Origin of the sequence: Porphyromonas gingivicanis JCM 15907 (genome assembly GCF_000614585.1) — a bacterium.
GTDB classification, from domain to species: domain Bacteria; phylum Bacteroidota; class Bacteroidia; order Bacteroidales; family Porphyromonadaceae; genus Porphyromonas; species Porphyromonas gingivicanis.
This window is the reverse complement of the sequence record NZ_BAKX01000002.1, coordinates 45,441-70,528: the sequence shown is the minus strand read 5'-3', so window position 1 is coordinate 70,528 and position 25,088 is coordinate 45,441. Positions and strand designations below refer to the sequence as shown.

The following is a 25,088-nucleotide window of genomic DNA, read 5'->3' as shown; positions in this document are numbered from 1 at the left end:
CTATCAATGTGCCTTGGTCGACACTCGAAATTCTCTAAAATACTCTACTTCCTCTCGAAGGTTTTTCGTATTCGAAAGATAATCTTGTATATCTTTGAGGGAGTAGACTTTATTTTCTCTATCGTTATTTTTCTTCCAACACTCTTTCCATGCAACAAATGAGTGAGAAGCCTCTATTACCATTTGGGTGTTCAAAGTGGTGTATTGTACCAAACTTTCTTCAGCCTGCTCTCCTTCGGGAAGGCGTTCTTTTAACTGGTAGTAGAGGGGTGTGTAAAGTCCGCCAAAAAGGTGTTTTATGGATTCATCAATAGAGTTCTCTAATCCCTCCTGTGTTGCTTTGCAAGATTTGTATTTTTCCTCCCGCACTATTTGGTAAGCCTTCTGCTCGTCAACGGAGTCCTTTAGCTGCAAAAAATATCCATCATAACTAAAGAGAGGGGACAGTTTATTGATAAAAAATCTATTATCATAAATATCTGCCTCTACAGGGCCATTTTCATAGGCAGTCCACCCATTAAAGAGAGAGAAAAGATTCTCTGATTTTACTTCAAAAGCACTGTTATCAAAAACCTTGTATTCTGGCAAAGAGAGCTTTCTATCATAATCGGAAAGACAAATAAAATAGAGTGTCTTCATCCAATGGGTTATGTTATACTTCCTAAGTAAGGTATTGTATTCTTCCTTAGTCTTCGCCTCTCCTCGTCCCATACCAATAGATTGAGCCACAACATACTCAAACACCTTCATTTTTTTGACAACGTGGAGTGCTTGGTCTAACCTTTCTTTCTCTTCTGGGAACTTTATTTTTCTATCATCTATTTTCCCGCTTAGCTCTTCTAAACTGATCATAAATGCATTCTGAATTCTTATTTAGATAAGAGGGTCACCCTGTAAAAAACAAAACAAGTGACCATTATTCCTATTTATTTCAATTTGTATCGTTATAGTTTTATCCAGCAAATATAAGTACAATTTCTGTTTTGCAAGCAGAAAGAGGGGAGGGAGCAAAAGATTTAACAGTTAATTGTCCCCAAACTTCCCCAAAAAAGGTTCTCTCTTACTTATATAGTGACCGCTATAGCAGACACTCAAAAAGAGAGAACAAAAGGGCGGGTTAAGGCGACAAATGAACCACTTCGATAGGGGTAGTGCTTCGGTGGGTAGAGACGGATGGTTTCGGCGAAAAGGGTCTGTGCTTTCGGGAGAAAGGGTTGATGATTTGGAGAGTTAGGATAATGGGGTTGGAATTTGAGCATCGGGGGTGAAATTTTTGGGGTCAGCGGGGAGGAGATGTTCGCAGTTTTTCAGATCGAGGAGATCGAGGCAAAGGGTTTAGATGCGTTTGTGTTTTGAGTTACGAGTTTCGATTGCTGATTTTATCCAGCCGACTGCGGTTTCGTTTAGATGCGTTTGTGTTTTGAGGTGCGAGGGTAGAAGAGATGAGGAAAAAGATGCAAGGGGCAGAAGTGGAGAGATCCCAGTAAAATCGATAATTCTGCATAATTCGACCATAATTCATTTCATAATTCGGAAATAATTATCACATCATGATTTTATAATTCGACATAATTATGCGCTGAATTATCCCCTATATAAATAAAAAGAAAAGAAAGGGAAGTAAATCAAACTCATTAAAGGGGGGAGAGTATGCGCACGCAACAAGTGCGTGCCACCCCTCCACAAAGGGTAGGAGATGGAATTAAGATTTGTTGATTGGGGGCAATCTTGGAATAGGATTACGGCATACAGCACTGAGGAGAGGGGAGACGAGGGAGTGCAAGAGCAAAAGAGCCTACCATGCTAAGGAGGATGAGAGGGGATATTGACAGAGGGATATGCTTCGGAGAGGAAACGGAGATTGGGGCAAGTAGCAAGGAGGTAGGAGAAAGAGGGAGTGCAAAAGCAAAAGAGCATACCATGCCAAGGAGTATGAGAGGGGGAATGGCAGAGGGATGCGCTTCGGAGGGTTGGGGTTGTTGGGAGGCAGTGCATCGTCTTTCGAGGTTCTTTTGAAGTCGGCACAATGGTCTGTTTCGACAAAGGCTTAGTGGAGGTTATTTTGTAACTTTGCCCCACAGTCAAAGAAACAGGAAAGCTCAAAAGGCTTCGAGGGCTACAAGCTCCGAAGACTTTGAGTATTGCAGGATGACAGACTGTTTTTGAGAGAGAAATTTATGACACTAAAGCGCATTTCCTTTACCCCCTTTTTGAGCAAGCAAGGTGCAAGCCAAGAGCCACCTAAATCCACTAACGAGAGAGCTATTAGCCCCCTTATTTCAGGCAAGGAGTTGTCTGCATCAAAGGCAGGGGGATATGCACTACCCTCCGCAAGCTCGAGCGCAGGGCGATGGGCTGGATTGTCCGCCACGCTGTTGGGCGTGCTAATGCTTCTTTTGGGGGCAAGCGGTTGTCAGTCGCATCCGCAACGCAGTTTTGAAATCAAAGGGCAAGTGCTGGATGGTGCCGACACCACGCTCTACCTCACCGAGGTACTCGAAACACTCCGTATCGTAGACTCCGTACGCACCGACAGCAAGGGGTACTTCAGCCTCATTTACCCGATACAACAGGACTCGATACTCTATCGCTTAGGGAGGGGCAAGCAAGGTGTCGTATTTCGTGCCGACTCTGCTCAGCAAATCCGCCTCTCGTTCCGCTTAGCCCAGCCAGCAGGGAGTTGCCACATAGAGGGGGGCGCAAGCAACCAAGCCTTGATGCGCATCCAGCAAGCCACCCAAAAGGTGGAGGACAGCATCGAACGCATCACCGAGTTGTGCCGTCGGGGAGAGATGACGCTCGCCGAGGGCAATGAACAAATAGGGAAACTTGTCGAAGCGCATAAACAGCGACTTTCGGAGCAGTACGTCTACCCTAACCCCTCATCGCTCGAAGCCTATTTCGTACTCCTACAAAACCTCAATGGTGGTCAAGAACTCTACCCGATAGAGTTCTTTGCTCCAGCTACAATAGACCTCCACTCGTTCGGTTCGGTAGCCTCTGCCTATGAAGTCTTCAAGCCCGAGCATCCCTACACCAAAGGTCTGAAAAACAAAGCACTACAACTCATCAAGATAGATAAACAGCGCAAAGGTGTACCCTACGAAGCTCTTTTGGAGCAGGCAGAAGAGCGTGCTTTCCCTGCCCTTACGCTCATCGACAATCAAGGCGAAGAGCAGAGTTTGGAGCAAGTAGCCAACGCCCACCCTCGTGTGCTTATCGCCTTTGTCTCCTTTGCCATGGAGGGGATGCCGAACTTCATAGCCGAACTTAACCAGCTCTATGTCCATCAATCCGCACCCCGCACCGAGGTCTACATGGTCTCGTACGATAGAGACATAGACCAATGGATGCAAGCCACTCGCCGTTTGCCTTGGCTCAACGTGTACGATGTACAGCAGAGCAGCGTAATACCCTTCAACGTAACGCAACTGCCCCAAGTCTATCTCTTACAGCAGGGCACTATGCGCCGTATAGCGAATCTCAAAGAAGCCTTTCGTTAAACGATGAAAACAATTACCCTTTCTACCTCTGTCGTGTGGAGGGGTATTGCCCCTGAGCGACGTCTCCACTACGGCGAAAAAATTCTTTCGCTCGGTTCCTGCTTCAGCGAGCGGATTGGTTCATGGCTCTTTCGACATGGGTTCGATGCTATGGTCAATCCGTTTGGCACGCTTTACAACCCGATTTCAATAGCCCAAGCCTTGGAATACTTGGCAGAGGGAGCCTGCTCGTTCGACCCCTCGACGCTCCTCTTTGAGCATCAGGCAAGTATCACAGCTTTATGCACCACAGTCGCTACTCCCGCCCCACTTGGGAGGAGACATGGAAAGGCATCGAAGAAGACCTCCAGAGGGGAAAACAACAGCTCCGTGAGGGGCGATGGTTGCTCCTAACCTTGGGGTCGGCATTCCTCTACACGCATAAGGAGTTGGGCTGTGTCGTTGCCAACTGCCACAAGTTGCCCGAGCAACACTTTACGCACACCAAGGCACAAAGGAGCTTTTTATCGCCCGCTTGGCTCCCATCATCGAACAGCTTTTAGCCCACAACGAAGCATTGGAAATCATCCTCACGGTAAGCCCCATCCGCTACTTGCGTTATGGTGCGCCTGAGAGTCAGCGCAGTAAGGCCGAGTTACTACTCACAGCCGAAGCCCTCGAAGAGCGTTTCAAAGGCAGAGTACACTACTTCCCAGCCTATGAGATTATGATGGACGAACTGAGGGATTACCGCTACTATGCCGAAGATATGATTCACCCGACTGATTTAGCCGTAGAGATTATCCGCCAACGTCTACTCACGGGCTGGCTCTCTCCCTCCGAAGAGGAGGCACTGCGCACGGCAGAAAAGTTAGCCCAACGCGCCCTACACCGCCCTATGAACGCCACGGCAGAGGAGCAAGAGGCACACCGCCGTTTTTTAGAACAAGAGGGCGAGCGTATCCGCCATAAATTTCCTAACTTAGTCTCTCGAAATCTGCTCTCCCCTTTGGAGAGCTAATCCCGAACCCGAATACACGAGAGACGAAAGAGTAGTTATACGAACATGATCTACACGATAGAAAAAATAGTACATCGATTACGCCCTTTGCAGTCGATAGTTCGCTTCGATGACACCATCGAGCATATCCTCACCGATAGTCGCTCTCTATCGCATACGAAACACACCCTCTTCTTTGCCCTCTTGGGAGAGTCGGGAGATGGGCATCTCTACATCGAACAGCTCTACCAACATGGGGTGCGCAACTTCGTTATCATCAACCACATCGAAGAGCTTGCCGAGCGATGCCCCGAAGCCAACTTCATAGCCGTGAGCGATACCCTCCGCGCCCTGCAACGCTTGGCAATAGAGTGGCGTGCCAACTTTCAGATACCTGTAGTGGGCATCACGGGAAGCAATGGCAAAACGGTGGTCAAGGAGTTTCTCTACCAACTGCTCTGCGATAGCTACAATATAGTGCGCTCTCCCAAAAGCTACAACTCACAGTTAGGAGTCCCCCTGTCGGTACTTCAGATGAGCGAGAGCCATACCCTCGCCCTCTTCGAGGCAGGCATCTCCAAACCGGGAGAGATGGAACGACTCTTCCCCATCATACGCCCCACGATAGGTATTTTTACCAACATCGGTTCGGCTCATCAGGAGAATTTCAACACCCTTGCTCAGAAGATTGACGAGAAGCTCCAACTCTTTTCTGAATGCGAGCGCATCATATACAATATGGACGACAGCCAGATAACCGATGGACTGCGCCGTGCAGGACTATTAGGGCGGAGTCGTGGCTGGAGTACAGAAAACAAAGAGGCTACCCTCTTCGTTAAAAAGATAGAGACCCGAGAGCGGTTTACCGAGATAACCATCGCCCCTCTGGGCAAAGATTTGGTCATTCGCATCCCCTTTGTCGATAAGGCTTCGGTAGAGGATGTACTCCTATGTATGGTGGCTATGATGCTCCTCAAACCTGATTTTATCGAACAACCCGACCTCTTTATGCGCTTAGAACCTGTGGAGATGCGCCTCGAGGTCAAGAAGGGTAATAATGATAATATCATCATCAATGATGTGTGTAGCAACGACATCAATTCGCTCGCCATTGCGCTCGACTTCCAGCAGCGAAGAGCCAAAGAAATGGGTCTGCAACGGGTAGTACTCCTCTCAGAGATACAGCAGAGTGGGCTCTCGGCACGTCAGCTCTACCGCAACGTAGCAGAGATAATTCAACCTCTCGCCATCGAGCATCTACTCGTGGTGGGTAAGGAGATGACACGCTTGCAAGACTATCTACCCGACCATAAGATTAGCTACTTCTCCAGCACAGAAGAGTTATTAGAGCATGGAGGCATCGAAGAGATAAGCCACAGTTGCATCTTGGTCAAGGGGGCACGCTCATTCCAATTCGAGCGCATCATAGAGCGATTGGCACACAAGGTGCATCAGACCACCTTACAGGTCAATCTCGAAGCTATTGTGCAGAACCTTCATTACTACCGCTCTCTGCTCCCCAAGGGAACGCAGTGCATCGGTATGGTCAAAGCCAATGGCTATGGGGTAGGCTCTTACGAGGTGGCACAGGCTTTGGACGAGGCACATATAGATGCGCTTGCCGTAGCAGTGGCAGATGAGGGCAAGGAGCTTCGCAAGGCGGGCATACTCTCGCCCATACTGGTTATGAACCCCGAAGAGAGTGCTTTCGACACACTCATCAACTACACCTTAGAGCCTGTTATCTTCTCTCGCTCTCTCTTGGAACAACTCTGTACCAAGATTAGCAAGCAGGGGTTCAGTCGCATCGCTCTGCACTTGGAGGTAGATACGGGCATGCATCGTTTGGGCTTCTCGCCCGAAGAATTGGTAGAACTGGCAGACTTCTTCAAGGAGAACCATTTGGTTTACGTCAAGAGCCTCTTTACCCACTTGGCAGCTGCGGACGACTCCACCGAAGATGCCTTTACCCTGCGACAGATAGAACAGTTCTCCGAGGCGGCTACTCGCTTTGCACAACAAGTAGCTACCAGCCCTCCGCCATATCCTCAACACGGCAGGGACGGAACGCTTCGCCAACAAAGCGTTAGATATGGTACGCTTAGGTATCGGGCTATACGGCATCTCCTCATCGGGTAGCACGCAGCTAACCCCTGCACTGCGCCTGCGCACCACTCTCTTGCAGAAAAAAAATATCCTCCCAGGCGATACTATTGGCTATGCTCGAAAAGGACTTCTCCCCGAAGGAGGTATCATTGGCGTTATCCCCATAGGATACGCCGATGGTTACGACCGTCGCTTCAGCCAAGGTCGGGGTTGGGTAAGCCTGCGAGGCAAGCGTTGCCCGATTATCGGTAACGTATGTATGGACACCTGTATGATAGACTTAACGCTCTGCCCCGAGGCACAGGAGGGCGATGAGGTAGTTCTCTTTGGCGATGAACTCACTGAACTCAATGCCTTGGCACAAGCCATAGAGACCATACCCTACGAACTTATTGCCGACCTCTCGCCCCGAATACAGCGGGTTTACTACCGTGCCTAAAGGGTAAGAGTTACATTCAGCACGCTATAAGAGAGCTTCCGAGATGATAGATGAGGTTACCAAACAGCGCATTTTAGATACTGCCAACATCGTCGATGTGGTGAGCGACTTTGTCTCGCTCCGCAGGTCGGGCGTCAATTACGTGGGGCTATGCCCTTTCCATGCCGATCGTCGCCCCTCGTTTCACGTCTCTCCCTCAAAAAATATCTGCAAGTGCTTCGCCTGCAACGAAGGAGGCACTCCCGTCTCCTTTCTGATGAAATTGGAGAAGATGTCTTACTACGAAGCTCTCCGCTACTTGGCACACAAGTACAACATAGAAATCAACGAACGCGAAGAGACCGAAGAGGAGCGCAGACGGCGCAACGAGCAGGAAAGTATGTTCTTGGTACAAAAGTTCGCTTGCCAATACTTCCAGCACCAGCTCTCCGACTCGGAAGAGGGGCAAACCATAGCGATACCTTACTTGCGCCATAGAGGTATCACGCCTCAGATTATCGAGAAATTTGCCTTGGGTTACTCTACCTCACAGCGAGATGGGCTTCTGCAAAAAGCCACCAGCGAGGGATACAATCCGCAATACCTCTACGCCACGGGACTATGCTTCGAGCCTACGGAGGGACGCACCTCGGGCGATCGTTTCCGTGAGCGCATCATCTTCCCCGTTCACTCCGTGAGTGGGCGAGTAGTAGCCTTCGGAGGGCGTATTATGGTCAATAAGGACAAAACTGCCAAATACATCAACTCGCCCGAAAATGCCATTTACTCCAAGAGTCGAGAGCTGTATGGACTCTACCTTGCTAAAAAGGCTATTTCGCAGGCCGATAAGGTCTTCCTCGTAGAGGGTTATATGGACGTTATCGCTATGCACCAAGCAGGCATCGAAAACGTGGTCGCCTCCAGCGGAACGGCTCTCACCACACAGCAAATACGCCTTATCCAACGCTTTACGCAACATATCACACTACTCTTCGACGGCGATGCGCCCGGCATCAAAGCCGCTATGCGAGGGGTAGACCTACTCTTAGAAGCAGGTATGCACGTAAAGGTTTTACTCCTCCCAGAGGGCGAAGACCCCGACTCCTTCGTGCGCCAACGCTCGGTAAGCGAGTTCAACGAATACATCGAACAGCACGAAGTGGACTTTATCTCTTTCAAAACAGAGCTATACCGTACCGAAATGGCAGAGAGTCCTATGAAACGAGCCGAGGTGCTCAACGAACTGGTACGCACCATAGCCCTGATACCCGATGTGGTGGAGCGTAGCGTCTATACGCAGAGCATGGCACGCAATCTATTTTTAAGCGAGCAGACGCTTCTCCAACAGGTCAAGATAACCCGTAACAATCGCTATGCCCAACAGCAACGGATAGCTACTCCGCACCCTTCGGAAGAAGCTCCTCAGCCCACTCCTCCCGTAGTAGAGGCTCCTAAGATGCGCACTCGACTCTCCAAAGGAGAGAGCGACCTACTCCGCCTCTTGGTACGCTACGGCGATGTGCTTATACCCGTAGAACTCGAAGAGGGAGTGGTAAGCGACACCCCCATCGGTATGTACATCAAAATGAGTATAGAGGAAGAATTACAAGGCGCAGAACCATCGACCTTTTCCATTATGTTCGCCGAGGCTGGCGAACGGATGGAAGCCTCCAAAGAGTTTCGTCCAAGTGCCTATTTCGCCAACCACGAAGAGCCTGTAATAGCCGACTTAACGGTAGACCTCCTCTCCGACCGTTACCAGTTAAGTAGCACATCACGCAGAGCCCTCAACATAGACAACGAAAACGAGATGCCCTCGCTCCAGCAACTTATAGACGATACGTTGCGCTGCATACGAGCCTTCCATGCCGAGCATATTCAAGCACAACTGCAAGCCTGCCACCACCGACTACAAGAGGCTCAGCGACGGGGCGACAACGAAGCTCTTATGAACGCTATGCAAGAGCTTAACGAACTCAATAAGATAAAAATGAGCTATGCACACGAACTGGGCGAACGTATGATTTTAGGCTCATAACCTCACGACAACAAGACAACCCATTTTATACAGCATGACGACAGCAAACTATCCGTCCGTATATCTACGCAAAGGACGTGACGAAGCGGTACGACGCTTTCACCCATGGATTTTCAGCGGAGCCATCGAGCGTATCGAAGGGCAAGCCAATGAAGGAGACCCCGTAAGGCTCTTTGCCCACGATGGAACCCTCTTGGGGTGTGGCTTCTTCGAGGGGGGGAGCATTGCCGTGCGGATGCTCTCTTTCGGCACTTCGATAACCGATTTCGATGCCTTCTTTGTGGAGAAAATCGAGCAAGCCTACCGCCTACGTCAAGCCTTAGGACTCATACAACCTGCCCCCGAAGCAGGAGCGCACCGCAACAACGTGTACCGCTTGGTTCATGGCGAGGGCGATGGCGTTTCGGGATTAGTGATAGACGTCTACGGAGACACGGCAGTCCTCCAAGCGCATAGCACTGGGGTTTACCATCATATCGAACGGATTGCCGAGGCGGTGGTCAAGGTCTGCAAGGGTGAAGTAACGGCTGTTTTCGACAAATCGTCCGCTACCCTGCCCGACCCCTCCATAGCGAGTGTGGGCGACCGCTTCCTCATCGGCAAAAGCACGGCGCAACCCGTCTACGAAAACGGTCTGCAGATACTCCCCGACTGGCTCAGAGGGCAGAAGACGGGCTTCTTCATCGACCAGCGCGACAATCGTCGCTTGGTGGGTCAATATGCCTCTGGTAGGCGCGTCCTCAATATGTTTTGCTACTCAGGAGGATTCAGCCTCTACGCTCTACAAGGGGGTGCCGAAGAGGTGGTTTCGGTAGATAGTTCGGCGCGAGCCCTCAGCTTGGTAGAGCACAACGTGGCACTCAACTTCGGCGACACCATAGCAGGCGGACGGCACGAAGGCGTAGTAGCCGATGCCTTTGAATACCTCAAAGGGATTGCCTACGGAGCCTTTGACCTCATCGTCTTAGACCCTCCAGCCTTTGCCAAGAAGCGGTCGGCACTGAAGAACGCCCTCAACGGCTACCGCAAACTGAATGCTCTCGCCTTAGAACGCTTAGCCCCCGGCAGTTTCCTTTTTACGTATAGTTGTTCGCAGGCTGTTTCGCCCGAAGATTTTCGCTTGGCAGTACTCACAGCATCGGTACAGGCGGGCAGATCGGTGCGCATCTTGCAACAGTTGGGGCAAGCCACGGATCATCCCGTAAGCATCTATCACCCCGAGGGCGAATACCTCAAAGGGCTCTTCCTCTACGTCGAATAATACCCCCCAACCCATCCCTCAATTCAACAATAACAATATGGGAGAAAGAGATAAATTGTACAACGACTTCTTGCAACGCTTCCCCATTGAGCACTTGCCCAACATGACCTTGGAGGAGTACTTCAACCTCGAAAGAAAAGACTCTTTCTGCTACTGGTTAGAAGTCAAATCGGGAGAAGAACTGGGGCGTATAGCGGGCGGATCTGCTTACAAATTTGGAATCTACAAATATGAAAATATCCCCATTAAAAGTAGCAAATACGACCGAGATAGTCAATATGCATGGAGGAGAGCCATAGGACAAACCGCGACAGAAGTTTTTGGTAAAGTAAGAGAAGAGATTGTGCAGACGGCTCTCTCGGCACAAAAAGGAGATTGGGGAGCAATTGAGTCACTCGAGCAGAGCAAGACAAGGGCGTTAGGTCCCGTTATAATTTGGAAAATTGCCTTTTTATACTCCAACAAGCATCTACTTCCTATTTATAACATAAAAGAGTGGCTTATTCCCCTCGCCCAATACTTCGGGATGCCGAATGCAGACAAAGCCTCCAGAATGGAGTTGCAACGTTTCCTATTAGAGAAGAAAGGCAACAAGGAGCTATTCCAATTCTATGAAAAACTTCTTGAGATTTATGATAAACTACCGAAAGAACAAAAAGACTCCAAGAAAGAGAATACGGCTTTGGTCACAGAAGGCAAGAGTACCGAAGAGCACGTAACAGTCCCTTCTCCCGAAGAGGTTGCCCCACAGCCTACCACAGAGGAGTCTCTCGAACACTATTCCGACGAGCAATTTCTACAAGAGGTCTATATGTCGCCCGATGACCTACAACGCCTCAAAGCATTGGTAAGAGAGAAAAAGAACATCATTCTCCAAGGAGCGCCCGGAGTGGGCAAAACCTTTACGGCAAAGCGATTAGCACATCTGCTGATGGGGGTCAAGGACGAGCAACGGATAGAGATGGTGCAATTTCACCAAAACTACTCCTACGAGGACTTTATCTTAGGCTACAAGCCCAATGCACAGGGCGGTTTCGAGCTAAGACAGGGCTTGTTCTACAAATTCTGTATGAAAGCGCTCAATAGTCCAGACAAAGACTTCTTCTTTATCATCGATGAAATCAATCGTGGCAATTTGAGCAAGATATTTGGCGAACTCCTCATGCTCATCGAAAACAGTTACCGAGCAAAGAGATTAAGTTAGCCTACACGGACGACCCCTTTGCCGTACCCGACAATCTCTATATCATCGGTATGATGAACACTGCCGACCGCTCTTTAGCGATGATTGACTATGCTCTGCGCCGTCGCTTTAGCTTCTTCGAGATGCGACCGGGCTTCCATACCGATGGGTTTAAGCATTATCAAGAGGGGTTGAACAGTCCACTATTAGACACTATCATTCAAGGGATTATCGCTCTCAATGGAGAGATTAGCTCCGACGATTCGCTAGGTAGAGGCTTCTGCATCGGGCACAGCTACTTTTGCAACCAAAAGGTCTTTTCCTCTGAGTGGCTCAAAAACGTTATTGAATACGACATAGAGCCCATGCTGCGAGAGTATTGGTTTGACGATACCCCTAAGTGTGAGAGGTATCTCGACCGCCTAAAAGAGTCACTAAAATGACCATTGACAAGGAAATACCCATCAAAAACATCTACTATATGCTCACCTATGCTTTCAAGGAATTGAGGCATAACAACTACGAGCATATCGAGGGTGAGGCATTCGAAGAGATCTATGATTTATTTGCCGAAATCCTCTTCAAGGGTGTTTCTTATCTCCTAAAACAGGGGTTGCACAAAGAGTATATCCTTTGCCAAGAGACACTCCCCTCACTAAAGGGCAAGCTCTCCCTTCCCGAGACTATTAAGGAGAAGATAGCACAGAGAGCCCGCCTCGCCTGCGAATACGACAATCTCACCGCCAACAATCTGTTTAATCAGATTATCAAAGCAAGTATCACACTGCTCATCCGTCAAAAATGTCTAAAAAGCGAACGGAAGAAAAGACTCAAAAAATTGCTCTTCTTTTTCGACGGCATCGAGGCTATCGAACTGAGCCGTGTGCCGTGGAGCCGTCTACAATACGACCGCAACAGGCACACCTATCAGATGCTCCACAACCTCTGCTACATCCTCTGGCAACACGAACTCCTCTCCACAGAGGAGGGTACGCTCAAAGTAGCGCAATTTTCAGAGGAGCAGATACACCTGCTCTTCCAGCGATTCGTCCTTGAGTACTACAAACGGCATCATCCCGAAAGTCGAGCTCCGCACGACAAATTACATGGAACTTCTGCGAAAGTAACTCTTCGTCATGGTCGCTCCTCCCCGCTATGCAGTCCGACATTATGCTGACTTTGGGCGAGCGCACCCTCATTATCGACACCAAGTATTACAGCAAAACCTTGCAGAGGCATTTCGGAAAGACAACAATCCACTCGGGCAACCTCTATCAAATCCATACCTACATGATGAACGAAGACAAGAAGCAAAACGGCAAGGTAGACGGTATGATTCTCTACGCTCAAACGCTGGCACAAGAGCAACCTGACGAATCCTTCACCACCCCCAACGGCAATCGTCTGATGGTCAAAACGCTAAATTTAAGTACAGACTTTGCCACCATCAAAAACTACCTGGACAATCTCCTTGCCTACTCGGTCTAATCCACCATCACTCTATTCTCCCCTCCACTCCATAAGTCTCAGTCCCTCTCTCGGCTGAGGCTTTTTGTTTTCCATCGGGCAATAATAAATATTTTAGAGCTAACAACAGTCTTTGTAGCCTTATTTTTAATTTAACATTTGAAATTTGCAAATAAATAAAAAAGTATTACCTTTACGAAGGGCAGTAGATACATTTTCCTAAAAAAACACACTACTATCCCAACCCCACTTTTAAGGAATGAAAAAGAAGTAAACTATTTTATTTAATTATGAGAACAAGAAAAATGAACAAACTAACGACCCTTCTTGGAGTTGTGGCATTTGGCTTAGTATCAATCTTCAGCTCCCATGCCCAAGTTAATATGAACAAGTTTGTCAAACTAACTGTAAAGCCTCAAGCCGAAATTCAACTTGATTTCTACGCATCACAAAAAGGAGAACAAATTAAGATAGTCAGTGGAGAGAACGAAGTTAGTGTAGAATTATCTGATACTTGGAGTACCAGTCCCAAAAAGTATGTGGCACATGGAGAGACAATGACTATTTATGGCAATTTAGTTGCAATAAGTTGCAACAAGAACAAAGAAAATATCAGTGCAATTGATGTACAGAACAACAAAGATTTGGAAAGATTATACTGCCAAGACAATGCTTTGACCGCACTGGATGTTTCTCAAAACAAGGAATTAATAGCCCTACACTGTGGGGGAAATAAAATTTCCGAATTAGACATAAAACAGAACAAAAAGCTAACAGCTTTAGCCTGTGCCGATCTATCTTTAACAAGCTTGGATTTGAGTGAAAATAGAGATTTGGAGTTTTTGATCTGTTACAAAAACAAACTAAAAACATTAGATGTAAGCAACAACACAAAGCTCGCTCTTTTGGATTGCCAAACCAATGAATTAAAAATCCTTGACATAAGCAACAACTTGGAATTAACGCAATTAACTTGCTCTAAGAACCAACTGACCTCTCTTGATCTTTCTAGAAATAGCAAGTTGGAACAAGTGTCTTGCTATGACAACCAATTCTCCACACAAACAATTGACGATATATATTGTAGCCTGAACGATCGTACAGGAAAGAGAGCTGGTAAAATCTTTCCTGTTTTCAAGAAAGAGTCGGCAAACCACGAAGTCGTATTGAAGACCAATCGTAAAAATGCAAAAAACAAGAATTGGCAAGTACTTTACCGAGGTCTACTCAATACAGAAGTTGAAACCACAGGAGAATATGAATGTAAACCAGTTGCGATAGAAAAAATTCGAGTAGGTAATGAATCATTGATATACCCCAACCCTGTTAGCGACGTAATAAGTATCAACACCGATTCCCCCATTCGTGAAGTTAAAGTATATAATATGCAAGGGCAAGAGGTGGCAAGAGAATACAGTAGCAACGGAGTGAATGTAGCCCATCTACCCACTGGTACATACAGCATTGAGATAACTTTCTCCAATGGCGAAGTTTACACGAGCAAGGTAGTCAAAAGATAACCCAACAATTCTTTCTAAATAGCTATTCAATAAAAAGGATGTGTCGAAACGAATTTTGGCACATCCTTTTTTTGTACTATTTAAGAGAAGTCAAGGTAGTTGCCCACTGTTACTTTGCTTAGCGAGTCCAGAGGGGCAGGGTGAAGGAGAGTTGCGGAGCGAACGACGAGATAAATCCTTTGCCCTTCTCTCCACTGCCTCTATCCACGCCAAAAACCGTTGTCAGTTCGTACTGCATCCCTATTCGACAGGTCATGTAGCCTATATCGTAGGCAAAATGGGCACCCAATTCGAGCGCGACATCGTGGTGGATAATGGACCGTTTTTTTTCGCTCTCGTCTCTTTTGCTGCTTACAAAAGCATCCGTCCCAACGAGAGAAAGGGTCAATGGTTTGAGGCATTCGCACGGAAGGTTAGCGATACAACCTATAACCCTATGGTCTCTATCCCTCTCGCTATGGTCTCGATCCCTTGAGCCTGCTGAAATTATTTCACATACACCCCTCTCTGTGTATTTTTGGGCATTCAGCCGACTCCCTGCAAAGCCTCATTCAATCTGTACAAAGTGAGGCAATTTGAATTACAGATGGAGTCGGTTGTTTCATACGACGATCTTTATTTTCTCCAGACCCCACCCCTCTTATTTTCCATAAAACTATTGTCAATAAGTTATTTTTTAATATATTTCGATAGCAAAGACACATTTAAGCAATAGTCTAACTCAACTACATTGATAGCAACTATAATTCTATAAATAGTTACAATCAAAAAAAGAAAAACCCACCTTTATCTTTGTAAAAGAAACGCAAAGAATACTCGCTATGAAAGCAACCATACTATACAGTAGTCGCCGGGGCAAAACTGCCTCCTTTGCTCGAGAGATTGCTATGCACCTCTGGAGTCAAGGGCTTAGTGTGAGCCTATGCTCGATAGGCGACTTTACTCCCGAGAAGATGAACGAGTGCCAACTCTTAGTACTCGGATGCTGGACCAGTGGCTGGTTCGTGGTAAACCAGCACCCCAACCGTCGCTGGGTACAATTTGCACAGGACAAATTGACCGCTCCACTTCCACCTCATCTACTCCTCTTCACCACCTATAAATTGCACACAGGGTCGATGTTTCGGAATATGAAGCGTCAGCTTACTCTGCGCCCCAACCAATCGGTACAGACACTAAAATCCAAGACCGGAATTCTCACCGAAGAGCAGAAAAAAAGCCTCGACCTCATAGCGCAAAAGGTACGCCTTGGCGAAGCAACAACCGCCCCCAATAACAGGAGATAACAAAACAATAATAAACTAAAAACTATGGAAGAAATCAAGAAACTTACCACGGCAGCAGGTGCTCCCGTAGCCGACAATCAGAACGTAGCCACGGCAGGCAAACGAGGCCCTATGTTGCTTCAAGATGTATGGTACATCGAAAAGATGTCGCACTTTAATCGTGAGGTCATTCCAGAGCGTCGTATGCACGCCAAAGGTAGTGGAGCGTTTGGAAAATTTACCGTAACCCACGACATTACGAAGTACACCAAGGCAGCTATTTTTAGCAAAATTGGAAAGGAGACAGAGGTATTTGCTCGCTTCTCGACCGTAGCTGGAGAGCGCGGAGCAGCCGATCATGAGCGTGATATCCGTGGCTTTGCAGTCAAGTTCTATACCGAAGAGGGCAACTGGGATTTAGTGGGCAACAATACACCCGTATTCTTCCTCCGTGACCCCCTCAAATTTCCCGACCTCAACCACGTAGTGAAGCGTGACCCTCGCACCAATATGCGTAGCCCGCATAATAATTGGGACTTCTGGACACTCCTACCCGAGGCACTCCACCAAGTAACCATCACGATGAGCGACCGAGGCATTCCCTACTCGTACCGTCATATGCATGGTTATGGAAGCCACACCTTCTCGTTCATCAATGCCGAGGGGGTACGCCACTGGGTCAAGTTCCACTTCCACACGCATCAGGGCATCAAAAACGTAACGGATGCCGAGGCTGAGGCTATTATCGGCAAGGACAGAGAGAGCAATCAGCGCGATTTGTACGAAGCTATCGAGCGAGGCGACTTCCCTCGATGGACAATGAAGGTGCAGATTATGACCGAGCAACAAGCCAAGGAGATGCCCTACAACCCCTTTGACCTCACCAAAGTATGGTCGCAAAAGGAGTTTCCTCTTATCGAAGTGGGGGTATTGGAGCTGAATCGTAATCCTGAGAACTACTTTGCCGACGTAGAGCAGGCTGCTTTCAACCCAGCCGATGTGGTGCCGGGTATTAGCTTTTCGCCCGACCGTATGTTACAAGGACGTCTCTTTGCCTATGGCGATGCACACCGCTACCGCTTAGGGGTCAATCATCACCAAATACCCGTTAATAAGAGCCGTTGCCCCTTCGTCAATATGTACCACAGAGATGGAGCTATGCGCGTAGATGGCAACTATGGTTCACGCTTAGGCTATGAACCCAATAGCTACGGACACTGGCAGAACAAGGCGAATACAAAGAACCTATGCTCGAACTCGATGGCGCTGCCTATCAGTGGGATTTTAGAGAAGACGACTGCGACTACTACTCTCAGCCTCGTGCCCTCTTTAGACTCATGACTCCCGAACAGCAACAAGTGCTCTTTGAAAATACGGCACGCGCTATGGGAGACATACCTAAGTTTATCAAGATAAGACACATCGTAAACTGCTATCGAGCCGACGAAGAGTATGGCAAAGGGGTAGCCAAAGCTCTCGGCATCAGTATGGACGAGGTGGAATTGTAATTCCACCAACACACCCTAACTCGAACAGCAGTTAGGGGATTCTAAATAAAGGAGGGTGTATCAAAATTTATTTGATAAACACCCCCTTTTTTGTGAGCTATAAGCTCATACATCACCCTTTCAAAAGAAGATTGCGCAAATTTCACTTCCAAAGCAAACAGGAAGCATCACAACAGGACATATACACACATATATACAAAAAAAATTACATACATTTGCAGACCGAAGGACATGGGTATTCTTCTCTCTATGTGGAGTTTTCGGTTGGATAGATAGCATCTTACTCCTCCTTGTATGGAGAGCTTCCCCCTCCTCAAAATGCTATAAAAGAAAAAATAGGAATTCAATTAAAAATGTTGTCTATGAGATTAAAACAATTACTAATTACTCTATCACTCCTCATGGGTGGTATAGGAGCTATGCAAGCTCAAAAAAGCTATGATTTTCGCATCAATGATGTTTTAATCACTGAAGAAAATGTAAATCAAATGCATAATATTGAGGGAGTTAGTATTGGAGAAGGTGGACATCTTACCTATGCTCCAGAGACGCGCACTCTCTCTATGAAAAATGTTTCATTAACGCTTCAAGGTTCATCGGACTGTATACGCACAAGAGGCGAAAATCCTTTCACATTGCGTTTAGAAGGAGAAAACGTTTTTACAGCACCCGAGGGTTATGGAGCAGACTTCGCAAACACTCGCATCACAGGACCCGGCAAACTCACTGTCAAAACGAGAAAGCATGCTATCTATATCGAATCTGGCACTCTTACCATAGCAGATGGGTGTACCATAAGCCTCTACTCCAATGACGAAAATGATGGTTGGGGAGGCATAACAGGCAATCGTTACTCTCCAACTAATTTGGTTGTTAAGAATGCTTCGCTTCATGTCAAAACAAGTGGCAAGGCAGACGAGCCCTACCCCTATGCCATTGGTACTTTAGCCTCTATAACATTGGATGGAGTTAAGATTTTAGAGCCATCAGAAGCGAAGATAGATACTTATGACTATACATACAATGAAGGCAATTACACTCACACCTTTGTTTTACTGAATGGCGAGCCTACTACCGAAGTGAAGATTGGGAAGGAGGCAGCCGTAGAATATAAATTTTACATCAATGGTGTTTCAATCACTGAAGAAAATGTAAATCAAATGCATAATATTAAGGGAGTTAGTATTGGAGACGATGGACATCTTACCTATGCTCCAGAGACGCGCACTCTCTCTATGAAAAATGTTTCATTAACGGTTCAAGGTTCATTGGACTGTATACGCACAAGAGGCGAAAATCTTTTCACATTGCATTTAGAAGGAGAAAACGTTTTTACAGCACCCGAGGGTTATGGAGCAGACTTCTCAGATACACGTATCACAGGACCCGGTAAACTCACTGTCGAAACGGGAAAGTTTCCTATCTATATCGAATCTGGCACTCTTACCATAGCAGATGGGTGTACCGTAAGCCTCTACTCCAATGACGAAAATAATAGTTGGGGAGGCATAGAAGGCAATCGTTACTATCCAACTAATTTGGTTGTTGAGGATGCTTCGCTTCACGTCAAAGCAAGTGGCAAAGCAGACAAGCCCTACCCCTATGCCATTGGTACTTTAGCCTCTATAACACTAAAAGGAGTTAAAATTTTAGAGCCATCAGGAGCGATGATAGGTACTTATGACTATAGATACAATGAAGGTGATCACACTCACTTCTTTGTTTTACTGAATGGCGAGCCTACTACCGAAGTGAAGATTGGGAAGGATGTAGCCGTAGAAGAAGTAGCAGCAACAGCCCTGACATTCTACCCCAACCCAGCCGACCACAAAGTGCATATCGAGGGTGCAAAAGCTGGACTTCGCATCGCTCTATACAACATAGAGGGAGTACGTTTACTCACTGCCGAAACTAACGAAGCAGGTAAGGTAGAGCTTGACCTCACCTCTCTTCCCGAAGGCAACTACTTTGTAAGGGCAGGCAATGGACAAGCCTATCGCCTACTCGTGCATCGCTAATCTCTCAATCGGCGGAAAGCCTCGCCTGCTCCCCTCTCTACTATGCGATGGATAAAGGGAGGCATTCTCCGAAAAGAGACTCTATAAAAAAAGGAGAGAAGCTACTTGGCTCTCTCCTTTTTTCGTGCTAAGCAAATCACTTTGCTACTCAAAACGAACGGAAATAGTGCTTCATCTCCTTCTTATTGCCTGTTTGATAGGCTTGCCAAGGCTCTGAACGAAAAAGAAGTATCTTCTTAATCAACGGAGCAACCAAGCGAGTGAGAAAATAGCGCCATCGAGGCACACTCTCTTTTACCTTCTGCCAATAGGTTGCGAGGGTATCTTGTCGGAAGTGTACAATGCGCTCCAAGTCATCCCCATCAGCATAATAACCACAGTGGAAGTTCTTTTCGGCAAAAGCCTTTTCGGGAAGATTGAACTTGCCCAAACCAAAGAGGCGGAAGTTATTCACCAAAAGGTCTCGAAAGTGAATGCGGTTCTGCTCTCCCCCACCTAAATTAAAAATCTTACCCTCCAGCTCCTCTCTGTGTTGCGCTGCATGAACAAAGGCCCGTGCTGTATCTTCGGGCGAGGTCATCTCTATGGGCGTATTAAGAGGCATATGAAACATGAGCGGACTAATCTTATGATTTTGCGCTCCGATAATTGCCGAGAGACGAAAGATGCTCCACCGCAAACGGCTAGAACGAAGGATCTCCTCGGCGGCTATCTTTGTCGTGGCATAGTAATCTCTATCGGATGGTTTGAGGGGGTCGCTTACTCGAATCTCTGGCGTCTCGACCCTATCGCCATAGACCGATACTGAAGAGGAATAGACTACAAAAACATCGGGCGAGTAACGCTCTAAATTGCTAATTAAATTGCGCGTACCCTCCACATTGACCCGATGTGCCAAGACTTGATTTTCATCTGCCATAGGGGGGATAAGCGAAGCCAAATGAATGACATAATCGACACCTCGGCACGCCTCTACCGAATGGTTGGGCTGCGTAATATCGCCATAAACGAGTCTCACCCTATCTCTAAACGGCTCAAGAAGGGTTCGGCTCTGGGGCGTATCCATATCGAAAACAGTTATTTTGAAAAGCTCCTCTTGCGCCACAAGTTGCAGGAGAGCTTGATAACCCACTGTACCCGATGCGCCTGTCAATAGTACTTTTATCTTTTTCATGCGATCTATCTTTCATATATCCACCCCTACGAGGGAGGGCAACCCATCTATCGAGAGACTTTTTCCTCTCCATCAAAAGGTTCTTCTTGCTCTTGAGTTCGACACTATTAGAAAAGCGAAAAACTCCCCAAACTCCCCCTTTAAGGAAGATGGATGCTTATTACTCCTCTTAAATGTACTAAAAAAAGGACAGAAAGACAAATATGCAAACACGAAATGGTACTATTACATCAGGTAATAGGCGCAACAGCAAAGCTGAAGAGAAAAAAAGGAGGGTAGCATAACTATGATTATACTACCCTCCTCCTCTACTTAGGATTTTACTTACATCTTAAGTACCTTCTTTCCGTCTACAATATAGACCCCAATAGGTAATTGCTCAAACGGAATATCGAGCTTAATGCCCTGCAAGTTGTATATGCCACGATAAGCGGGTTCTTCCCAGCTGATGCGTTCAATAGCATCGGGCTTATTGGGCTTTATGACCACTTTCGTCGTGATAACATTGCCAGCAGCATCACAAACAGCAAGTTTGCTTTCGTTAAATACAGCCCCTACTGGTTCGCTGATCTTACACTCTTCGAGCGTAAGCGATGACAAGTTGGCAATCGACCCCTCCGTACCTTGCGCAGTTACGAATGCGTTTTTAATAACGAGTTTAGCGTTGCTCGACTGATTGTATCCCGAGATACCTCTCACACCCTTAGCATCTACACGGCAACGATCAATAGTAAGAGTAACCCCTTCATCCAAGTTAATCGAACGGCCCTCTTTCGATTCAAGATAAAGCTCTCCATCTCCCGAAATGGTTGTATTACTCAAAAGAATAACCGTATGGTTAACGCGAGATGAGAGTTTACATGTTCCTTTGACCACAATTGTAAGAGGTGTACCTTGCTCTCCTGCGAAGATAGCGAACTGCTCTCCCCCATCAATTGTTGCATTCTCAAGGGTGAGTGTAGTAGTAGTAGGGTCGTACTTTACGGTTCCGCTGACACCATCTATCACAGAGAGGTCATTGCGATTGGCTTCCGTTACTTGCTTCCCTGCTAATTCGAGGTCATATTTAACTGGGGGCTTTATGACCACTTTCGTCGTGATGACATTGCCAGAAGCATCACAAACAGCACCCTTACTTTCGTTAAATACAGCTCCTGCTGGTTCACTGATCTTACAACCCTCGAGTGTAAGAGATGCCAAGTTGATGATTGAACCCTCCGTACCTTCTGCAGTTACGAATGCGTTTTTAATAACGAGTTTAGCATCGCTCGACTGATTGAATCCCGAGATGCCTCTCGCACCTTTAGCATCTACACGGCAACGATCAATGGTAAGAGTAACCCCTTCATCCAAATTAATCGAACGGCCCTCTTTCGATTCAAGATAAAGCTCTCCATCTCCCGAAATAGTTGTATTCCTCCAAAGATTAAGCGGAGACCAAGTGGTGGACGATAGTTTACATGTTCCTTTGATCACAATTGTAAGAGCTATAGCTCCCTTTCCTGCGAAAATGCAGTTTTTGTCATCTCCTACATCGATTGTTGCATTATCAAGGGTAAGCGTATTACTATTCGGGTCATACTTTACTGTTCCACTGACGCCATCTATCACAGAGAGGTCATTGCAATTAGCTTCTGTTACTTGAACCTCTGCTAAATGGAGGTTGTATTTAGCAACCGTGGACGTGGGCTTTATGGTAACTTTAGTCTTGATAGTATTGCCAGATGCATCACAGACAGCATGGTTACTTTCGTTAAAAACAGCTCCTTTTGGTTCGCTAATCTCACACTCTTCGAGCGTAAGCGACCCTAAGTCGTAAATAGAACCTTCGTGCCCCTCTGCGACTATAGTTGCATTCTTGAGCGTAAGAGACTCCTCAATAGTTGCAGCCTCTCCGGCTATCCCCCATTTACCTTTGGCTTCCACATGGCATCCATCAATAGTAAGAGGAGCATTAGACAGGTAAACTCCACAGCTATTGGTTGATTCAGTAAAGAGGGTTCCACTTCCCGTAATGGTTGTACTTTTATTAACGTAAAAAGCAGACGAACCAAAGGAGGAGAGGGCAGAAAGTTTGCATGTCCCTTTGACTACAACTGTAACACCTGCCTCTTCTACGGAGATGCAGTTTTGCTCAGTATTTGTAGTGATCGTTGCATTCTCAAGGGTGAGAATCTTACTACTGGGGTCATACTTTACTGTTCCGCTGACGCCCTCTATGACAGAGAGGTCATTGCAATTGGCTGATGTTACTTGAATTCCTGCTAACTGGAGCTTGTACCTGGTCTGCGCTTTTGCCATAAAAGGGAAGGCAAACAGCATTGCGAAGAGCGTAGCTATGGTCACAGCTCCATTTTTGATTGATTGAACTTTCATTTTATTGATTTAGTCGTTATTGGTTATCAAAAAAACCGCTTGTTCCTAAAAAATATAGAGAACAAAAGTGTGTTTTTCCGTCGCAAATGTATATAAAAACCCCCTATCAGTCATTAAAGTTTATCTCTTTCAAGAGAAAGTTCTTTTTACGTCTCATTGGGATTGAAAGGCACATAGCCAAGAAAACAGATTGTAATAAAAGCAGATAACTCTCCAATATGTCGTAAGATTTGCAGCTGTCTATCCCTCTCTACTCAACAAGAATGGAAGCATAACAAGCCCTATTTCCCATGAAATCTATTCGGTAGGTTCGAGCCAATCGCCATGCGAACGAATGAGTTCGATGAGTGCCTCTACTGCCTCTGCTTCGGGGATACCTCGCACTTGACACTCTTGCCCCTTGTAAAGGTCTATTTTGCCCGGAGATCCGCCCACGTAACCGTAGTCGGCATCTGCCATTTCGCCCGGACCATTGACGATGCAACCCATAATACCAATCTTCAGATTGGGCAGGTGGGCAGTGGCTTTTTTGACCCGCGCAATGGTGCCCTCCAAGTCGAACAACGTGCGACCACAGCCAGGGCAACTAATGAATTCCGTGTGCGAAAAACGTAAGCGAGTGGCCTGCAAGATGCCGAGTCCCAAGGAGTAAAGTTCTGCGACCCGACAATGAGGCGACGAAAGTACGATGCCCGAAGCCACGCCCTCCAAGAGGAGTAGCCCCAAGTCTGCAGAGGCGATAAGTTGCACCTCCTCCCAAGTCTCCTCCGCAAAACTACGATGGAGCAAAAGAGGCACACGGCACTGCTCCTCGGCAAGGAGTGCCACAGCTCTGCGCCAAGCTCCGACAGCATTAGCCCCCGAAGCGTTCAGTACGAGCACTGCGTTGGGTTGCTCTTTGAGTGTAACCACATCGGCAGACGTGAATTGCTCGGCATCTAAACATCGGAACTGTACCTGTTCTGCCCCCTCTACCGAGATATTCTCCCACGCTGTGCCATAGGAAAAGAGTGCATCGCCCTGCATCAAAGTTTTCTCTCCGCCCCCTCCAGCTCCGAAAACCAGTACTTTAGGGACGGAGTCGCCTCCATAGCTATCTGCCACAGAAGCACTCTCTGCTCGGGCAACATAAAGGGCACATAGGTATAATGCCCTGCATAAGAGAGCTTTGGGGTCAAGGCGCGTTGCCCCACATACTGCGCCAAGCGTTGTGCCACGGGCAACTCTGCTTCAGGAGCTTCGCTCAGAGAGACCCGAAGTGTGTCGCCTATACCATCTAAGAGCAAAGAACCTATACCGACGGCACTCTTGATACGCCCATCTTCGCCCTCGCCCGCCTCAGTAACCCCCAAGTGGAGCGGATAATTCCACCCCTCGGCATCGAGACGAGCCACCAAAAGGCGCACCGCTTGTGTCATAACCTGCACGTTGGAGCTCTTCATCGAAATAACGATAGCCTCGAACTGATGCGCCTGCGCCACAGAAAGATACTCCCAACAGCTCTCGACCATACCCTCAGGCGTATTGCCCCAACGGTGAAGCATACGCTCACTCAGCGAACCATGATTGATACCCAAACGAAGAGTGCGCCCCAAAGCCTTTGCCTCTTCGACGAAAGCTCCGAACAGCTCCCTCACACGCTTTGCCCCTGCCTGATACCACTCTTCATCGGAAGTGTACTGCGCCCTATCTCCCTTACGGTCGGCAAAATTGCCCGGATTGATGCGCACCTTCTCGACATGCTTTAGAGCTTCGTAGGCAGCTTGCGGATTGAAATGAATATCTGCCACTAAGGGGAGAGAACAATCGGCTTGGCGCAAGGCTCGGTGTATCTCGCCCAAAGCAGTCGCCTCTCGCACACCCTGCGCCGTAAAGCGCATATAATCGCACCCCACTGCCGCTACTCGCAGGGTTTGGGCTACTGCCTGCTCCACCTCATTGGTAGAGACATTCGCCATGGTTTGTATGCGTAAGGGGTGGAGGCTCCCCAAGGGAATGCCCCCGATGGTAACTGTTTTCGTGGTGCGACGGCAATAATTCAGCGCATCGAAACGCTCGTCGCCGTTTGTTGGGTTCTGCATAGGCTTGTTTCTTTTTCTCTCCTTTCAACTTAAAAATAGTGCCTCAGAGGGCTCTTGACATAAAGAAAGCAACCGCACACCCCCACCACTCGGGAAGGACAATGCACGATTGCTATTCCTAAAAAAGAATCTCTATAAACATCTACAACCTCCAACGAAGAGGTGCAAAGCGATACGCTACGGGGAGCATA

At 47.4% G+C, this 25,088-nt stretch carries 22 protein-coding genes and 1 pseudogene; 17 read left to right on the top strand and 6 right to left on the bottom strand.

All coding sequences use genetic code 11. From position 1 onward, the window contains the following. Window positions 1–3: 3 nt before the first annotated feature. The gene (locus JCM15907_RS02415) at window positions 4–852 is read right to left on the bottom strand and encodes a hypothetical protein (RefSeq protein ID WP_025842574.1); all 849 of its coding nucleotides are present in this window, start codon (window positions 850–852) and stop codon (window positions 4–6) included. A gap of 951 nt (window positions 853–1,803) precedes the next feature. Then, the gene (locus JCM15907_RS12795) at window positions 1,804–2,103 is read right to left on the bottom strand and encodes a hypothetical protein (protein ID WP_148297438.1); all 300 of its coding nucleotides are present in this window, start codon (window positions 2,101–2,103) and stop codon (window positions 1,804–1,806) included. A gap of 74 nt (window positions 2,104–2,177) precedes the next feature. Between JCM15907_RS12795 and JCM15907_RS02400 the strand changes: the two genes are divergently transcribed. The 17 genes and pseudogenes from JCM15907_RS02400 (at window position 2,178) to JCM15907_RS02335 (ending at window position 19,266) form a co-directional block, all read left to right on the top strand. After that, window positions 2,178–3,503 carry a hypothetical protein gene (locus JCM15907_RS02400; RefSeq protein ID WP_025842572.1) on the top strand — a complete coding sequence of 442 codons (1,326 nt, stop codon included), beginning with the start codon at window positions 2,178–2,180 and terminating at the stop codon, window positions 3,501–3,503. 3 nt (window positions 3,504–3,506) lie between these two features. Then, window positions 3,507–3,896: a GSCFA domain-containing protein gene (locus JCM15907_RS13580; RefSeq protein ID WP_051522334.1), complete on the top strand. Its 390-nt coding sequence runs from the start codon at window positions 3,507–3,509 to the stop codon at window positions 3,894–3,896. Beyond that, on the top strand, window positions 3,785–4,045 hold the full coding sequence (locus JCM15907_RS13575; RefSeq protein WP_081773775.1) for a GSCFA domain-containing protein: 261 nt from the start codon (window positions 3,785–3,787) through the stop codon (window positions 4,043–4,045). Before JCM15907_RS13580 ends, JCM15907_RS13575 begins: the two co-directional genes overlap by 112 nt. Beyond that, complete coding sequence (locus JCM15907_RS13570) at window positions 4,018–4,503, top strand: GSCFA domain-containing protein (RefSeq protein ID WP_051522333.1); 486 nt, start codon at window positions 4,018–4,020, stop codon at window positions 4,501–4,503. Before JCM15907_RS13575 ends, JCM15907_RS13570 begins: the two co-directional genes overlap by 28 nt. Before the next feature lie 45 nt (window positions 4,504–4,548). After that, window positions 4,549–6,621 carry an alanine racemase gene (locus JCM15907_RS10295; RefSeq protein ID WP_242396771.1) on the top strand — a complete coding sequence of 691 codons (2,073 nt, stop codon included), beginning with the start codon at window positions 4,549–4,551 and terminating at the stop codon, window positions 6,619–6,621. Then, on the top strand, window positions 6,575–7,027 hold the full coding sequence (locus tag JCM15907_RS13275) for an alanine racemase C-terminal domain-containing protein (RefSeq protein WP_242396770.1): 453 nt from the start codon (window positions 6,575–6,577) through the stop codon (window positions 7,025–7,027). The genes JCM15907_RS10295 and JCM15907_RS13275 overlap by 47 nt, the downstream gene beginning before the upstream one ends. Window positions 7,028–7,070: 43 nt before the next feature. Continuing rightward, window positions 7,071–9,044: a DNA primase gene (gene dnaG / locus JCM15907_RS02385; protein ID WP_025842571.1), complete on the top strand. Its 1,974-nt coding sequence runs from the start codon at window positions 7,071–7,073 to the stop codon at window positions 9,042–9,044. Window positions 9,045–9,078: 34 nt separating this feature from the next. Further along, window positions 9,079–10,305: a class I SAM-dependent rRNA methyltransferase gene (locus JCM15907_RS02380; protein WP_025842570.1), complete on the top strand. Its 1,227-nt coding sequence runs from the start codon at window positions 9,079–9,081 to the stop codon at window positions 10,303–10,305. A gap of 37 nt (window positions 10,306–10,342) precedes the next feature. Then, window positions 10,343–11,509 (top strand): McrB family protein, encoded by a 1,167-nt coding sequence (locus tag JCM15907_RS12010; RefSeq protein WP_025842569.1) that lies wholly within the window; start codon window positions 10,343–10,345, stop codon window positions 11,507–11,509. A gap of 50 nt (window positions 11,510–11,559) precedes the next feature. After that, on the top strand, window positions 11,560–11,931 hold the full coding sequence (locus JCM15907_RS13270) for a 5-methylcytosine-specific restriction endonuclease subunit McrB (protein ID WP_051522332.1): 372 nt from the start codon (window positions 11,560–11,562) through the stop codon (window positions 11,929–11,931). Next, window positions 11,928–12,665 (top strand): 5-methylcytosine restriction system specificity protein McrC, encoded by a 738-nt coding sequence (locus JCM15907_RS10285; RefSeq protein WP_242396769.1) that lies wholly within the window; start codon window positions 11,928–11,930, stop codon window positions 12,663–12,665. The genes JCM15907_RS13270 and JCM15907_RS10285 overlap by 4 nt, the downstream gene beginning before the upstream one ends. Beyond that, on the top strand, window positions 12,644–12,976 hold the full coding sequence (locus tag JCM15907_RS13265) for an McrC family protein (RefSeq protein ID WP_242396768.1): 333 nt from the start codon (window positions 12,644–12,646) through the stop codon (window positions 12,974–12,976). The genes JCM15907_RS10285 and JCM15907_RS13265 overlap by 22 nt, the downstream gene beginning before the upstream one ends. Window positions 12,977–13,245: 269 nt before the next feature. Further along, the gene (locus JCM15907_RS12000) at window positions 13,246–14,475 is read left to right on the top strand and encodes a T9SS type A sorting domain-containing protein (RefSeq protein ID WP_081773773.1); all 1,230 of its coding nucleotides are present in this window, start codon (window positions 13,246–13,248) and stop codon (window positions 14,473–14,475) included. 40 nt (window positions 14,476–14,515) lie between these two features. Beyond that, complete coding sequence (locus JCM15907_RS02355) at window positions 14,516–14,950, top strand: hypothetical protein (RefSeq protein ID WP_159099896.1); 435 nt, start codon at window positions 14,516–14,518, stop codon at window positions 14,948–14,950. 346 nt (window positions 14,951–15,296) lie between these two features. Beyond that, window positions 15,297–15,761: a flavodoxin domain-containing protein gene (locus JCM15907_RS02350; RefSeq protein WP_025842565.1), complete on the top strand. Its 465-nt coding sequence runs from the start codon at window positions 15,297–15,299 to the stop codon at window positions 15,759–15,761. A gap of 24 nt (window positions 15,762–15,785) precedes the next feature. Continuing rightward, window positions 15,786–17,248, top strand: a pseudogene (locus tag JCM15907_RS10275) (catalase). 362 nt (window positions 17,249–17,610) lie between these two features. Then, window positions 17,611–19,266, top strand: a complete 1,656-nt coding sequence (locus JCM15907_RS02335) for a T9SS type A sorting domain-containing protein (RefSeq protein WP_159099895.1) — start codon at window positions 17,611–17,613, stop codon at window positions 19,264–19,266. 148 nt (window positions 19,267–19,414) lie between these two features. Here the strand turns inward: JCM15907_RS02335 and JCM15907_RS02330 are convergent, their stop codons facing one another. The 4 genes from JCM15907_RS02330 to ispG all read right to left on the bottom strand — a co-directional run bounded on the left by JCM15907_RS02330 (window position 19,415) and on the right by ispG (window position 24,897). Continuing rightward, complete coding sequence (locus JCM15907_RS02330; protein ID WP_025842562.1) at window positions 19,415–20,440, bottom strand: NAD-dependent epimerase/dehydratase family protein; 1,026 nt, start codon at window positions 20,438–20,440, stop codon at window positions 19,415–19,417. Window positions 20,441–20,764: 324 nt separating this feature from the next. Further along, window positions 20,765–22,816: a right-handed parallel beta-helix repeat-containing protein gene (locus JCM15907_RS10270; RefSeq protein WP_025842560.1), complete on the bottom strand. Its 2,052-nt coding sequence runs from the start codon at window positions 22,814–22,816 to the stop codon at window positions 20,765–20,767. A 297-nt stretch (window positions 22,817–23,113) separates the two neighbouring features. After that, window positions 23,114–23,920 carry a flavodoxin-dependent (E)-4-hydroxy-3-methylbut-2-enyl-diphosphate synthase gene (locus JCM15907_RS13925; protein ID WP_370664403.1) on the bottom strand — a complete coding sequence of 269 codons (807 nt, stop codon included), beginning with the start codon at window positions 23,918–23,920 and terminating at the stop codon, window positions 23,114–23,116. Further along, window positions 23,842–24,897: a (E)-4-hydroxy-3-methylbut-2-enyl-diphosphate synthase gene (gene ispG / locus JCM15907_RS13920; RefSeq protein ID WP_148297437.1), complete on the bottom strand. Its 1,056-nt coding sequence runs from the start codon at window positions 24,895–24,897 to the stop codon at window positions 23,842–23,844. The genes JCM15907_RS13925 and ispG overlap by 79 nt, the downstream gene beginning before the upstream one ends. Window positions 24,898–25,088: the final 191 nt, after the last annotated feature.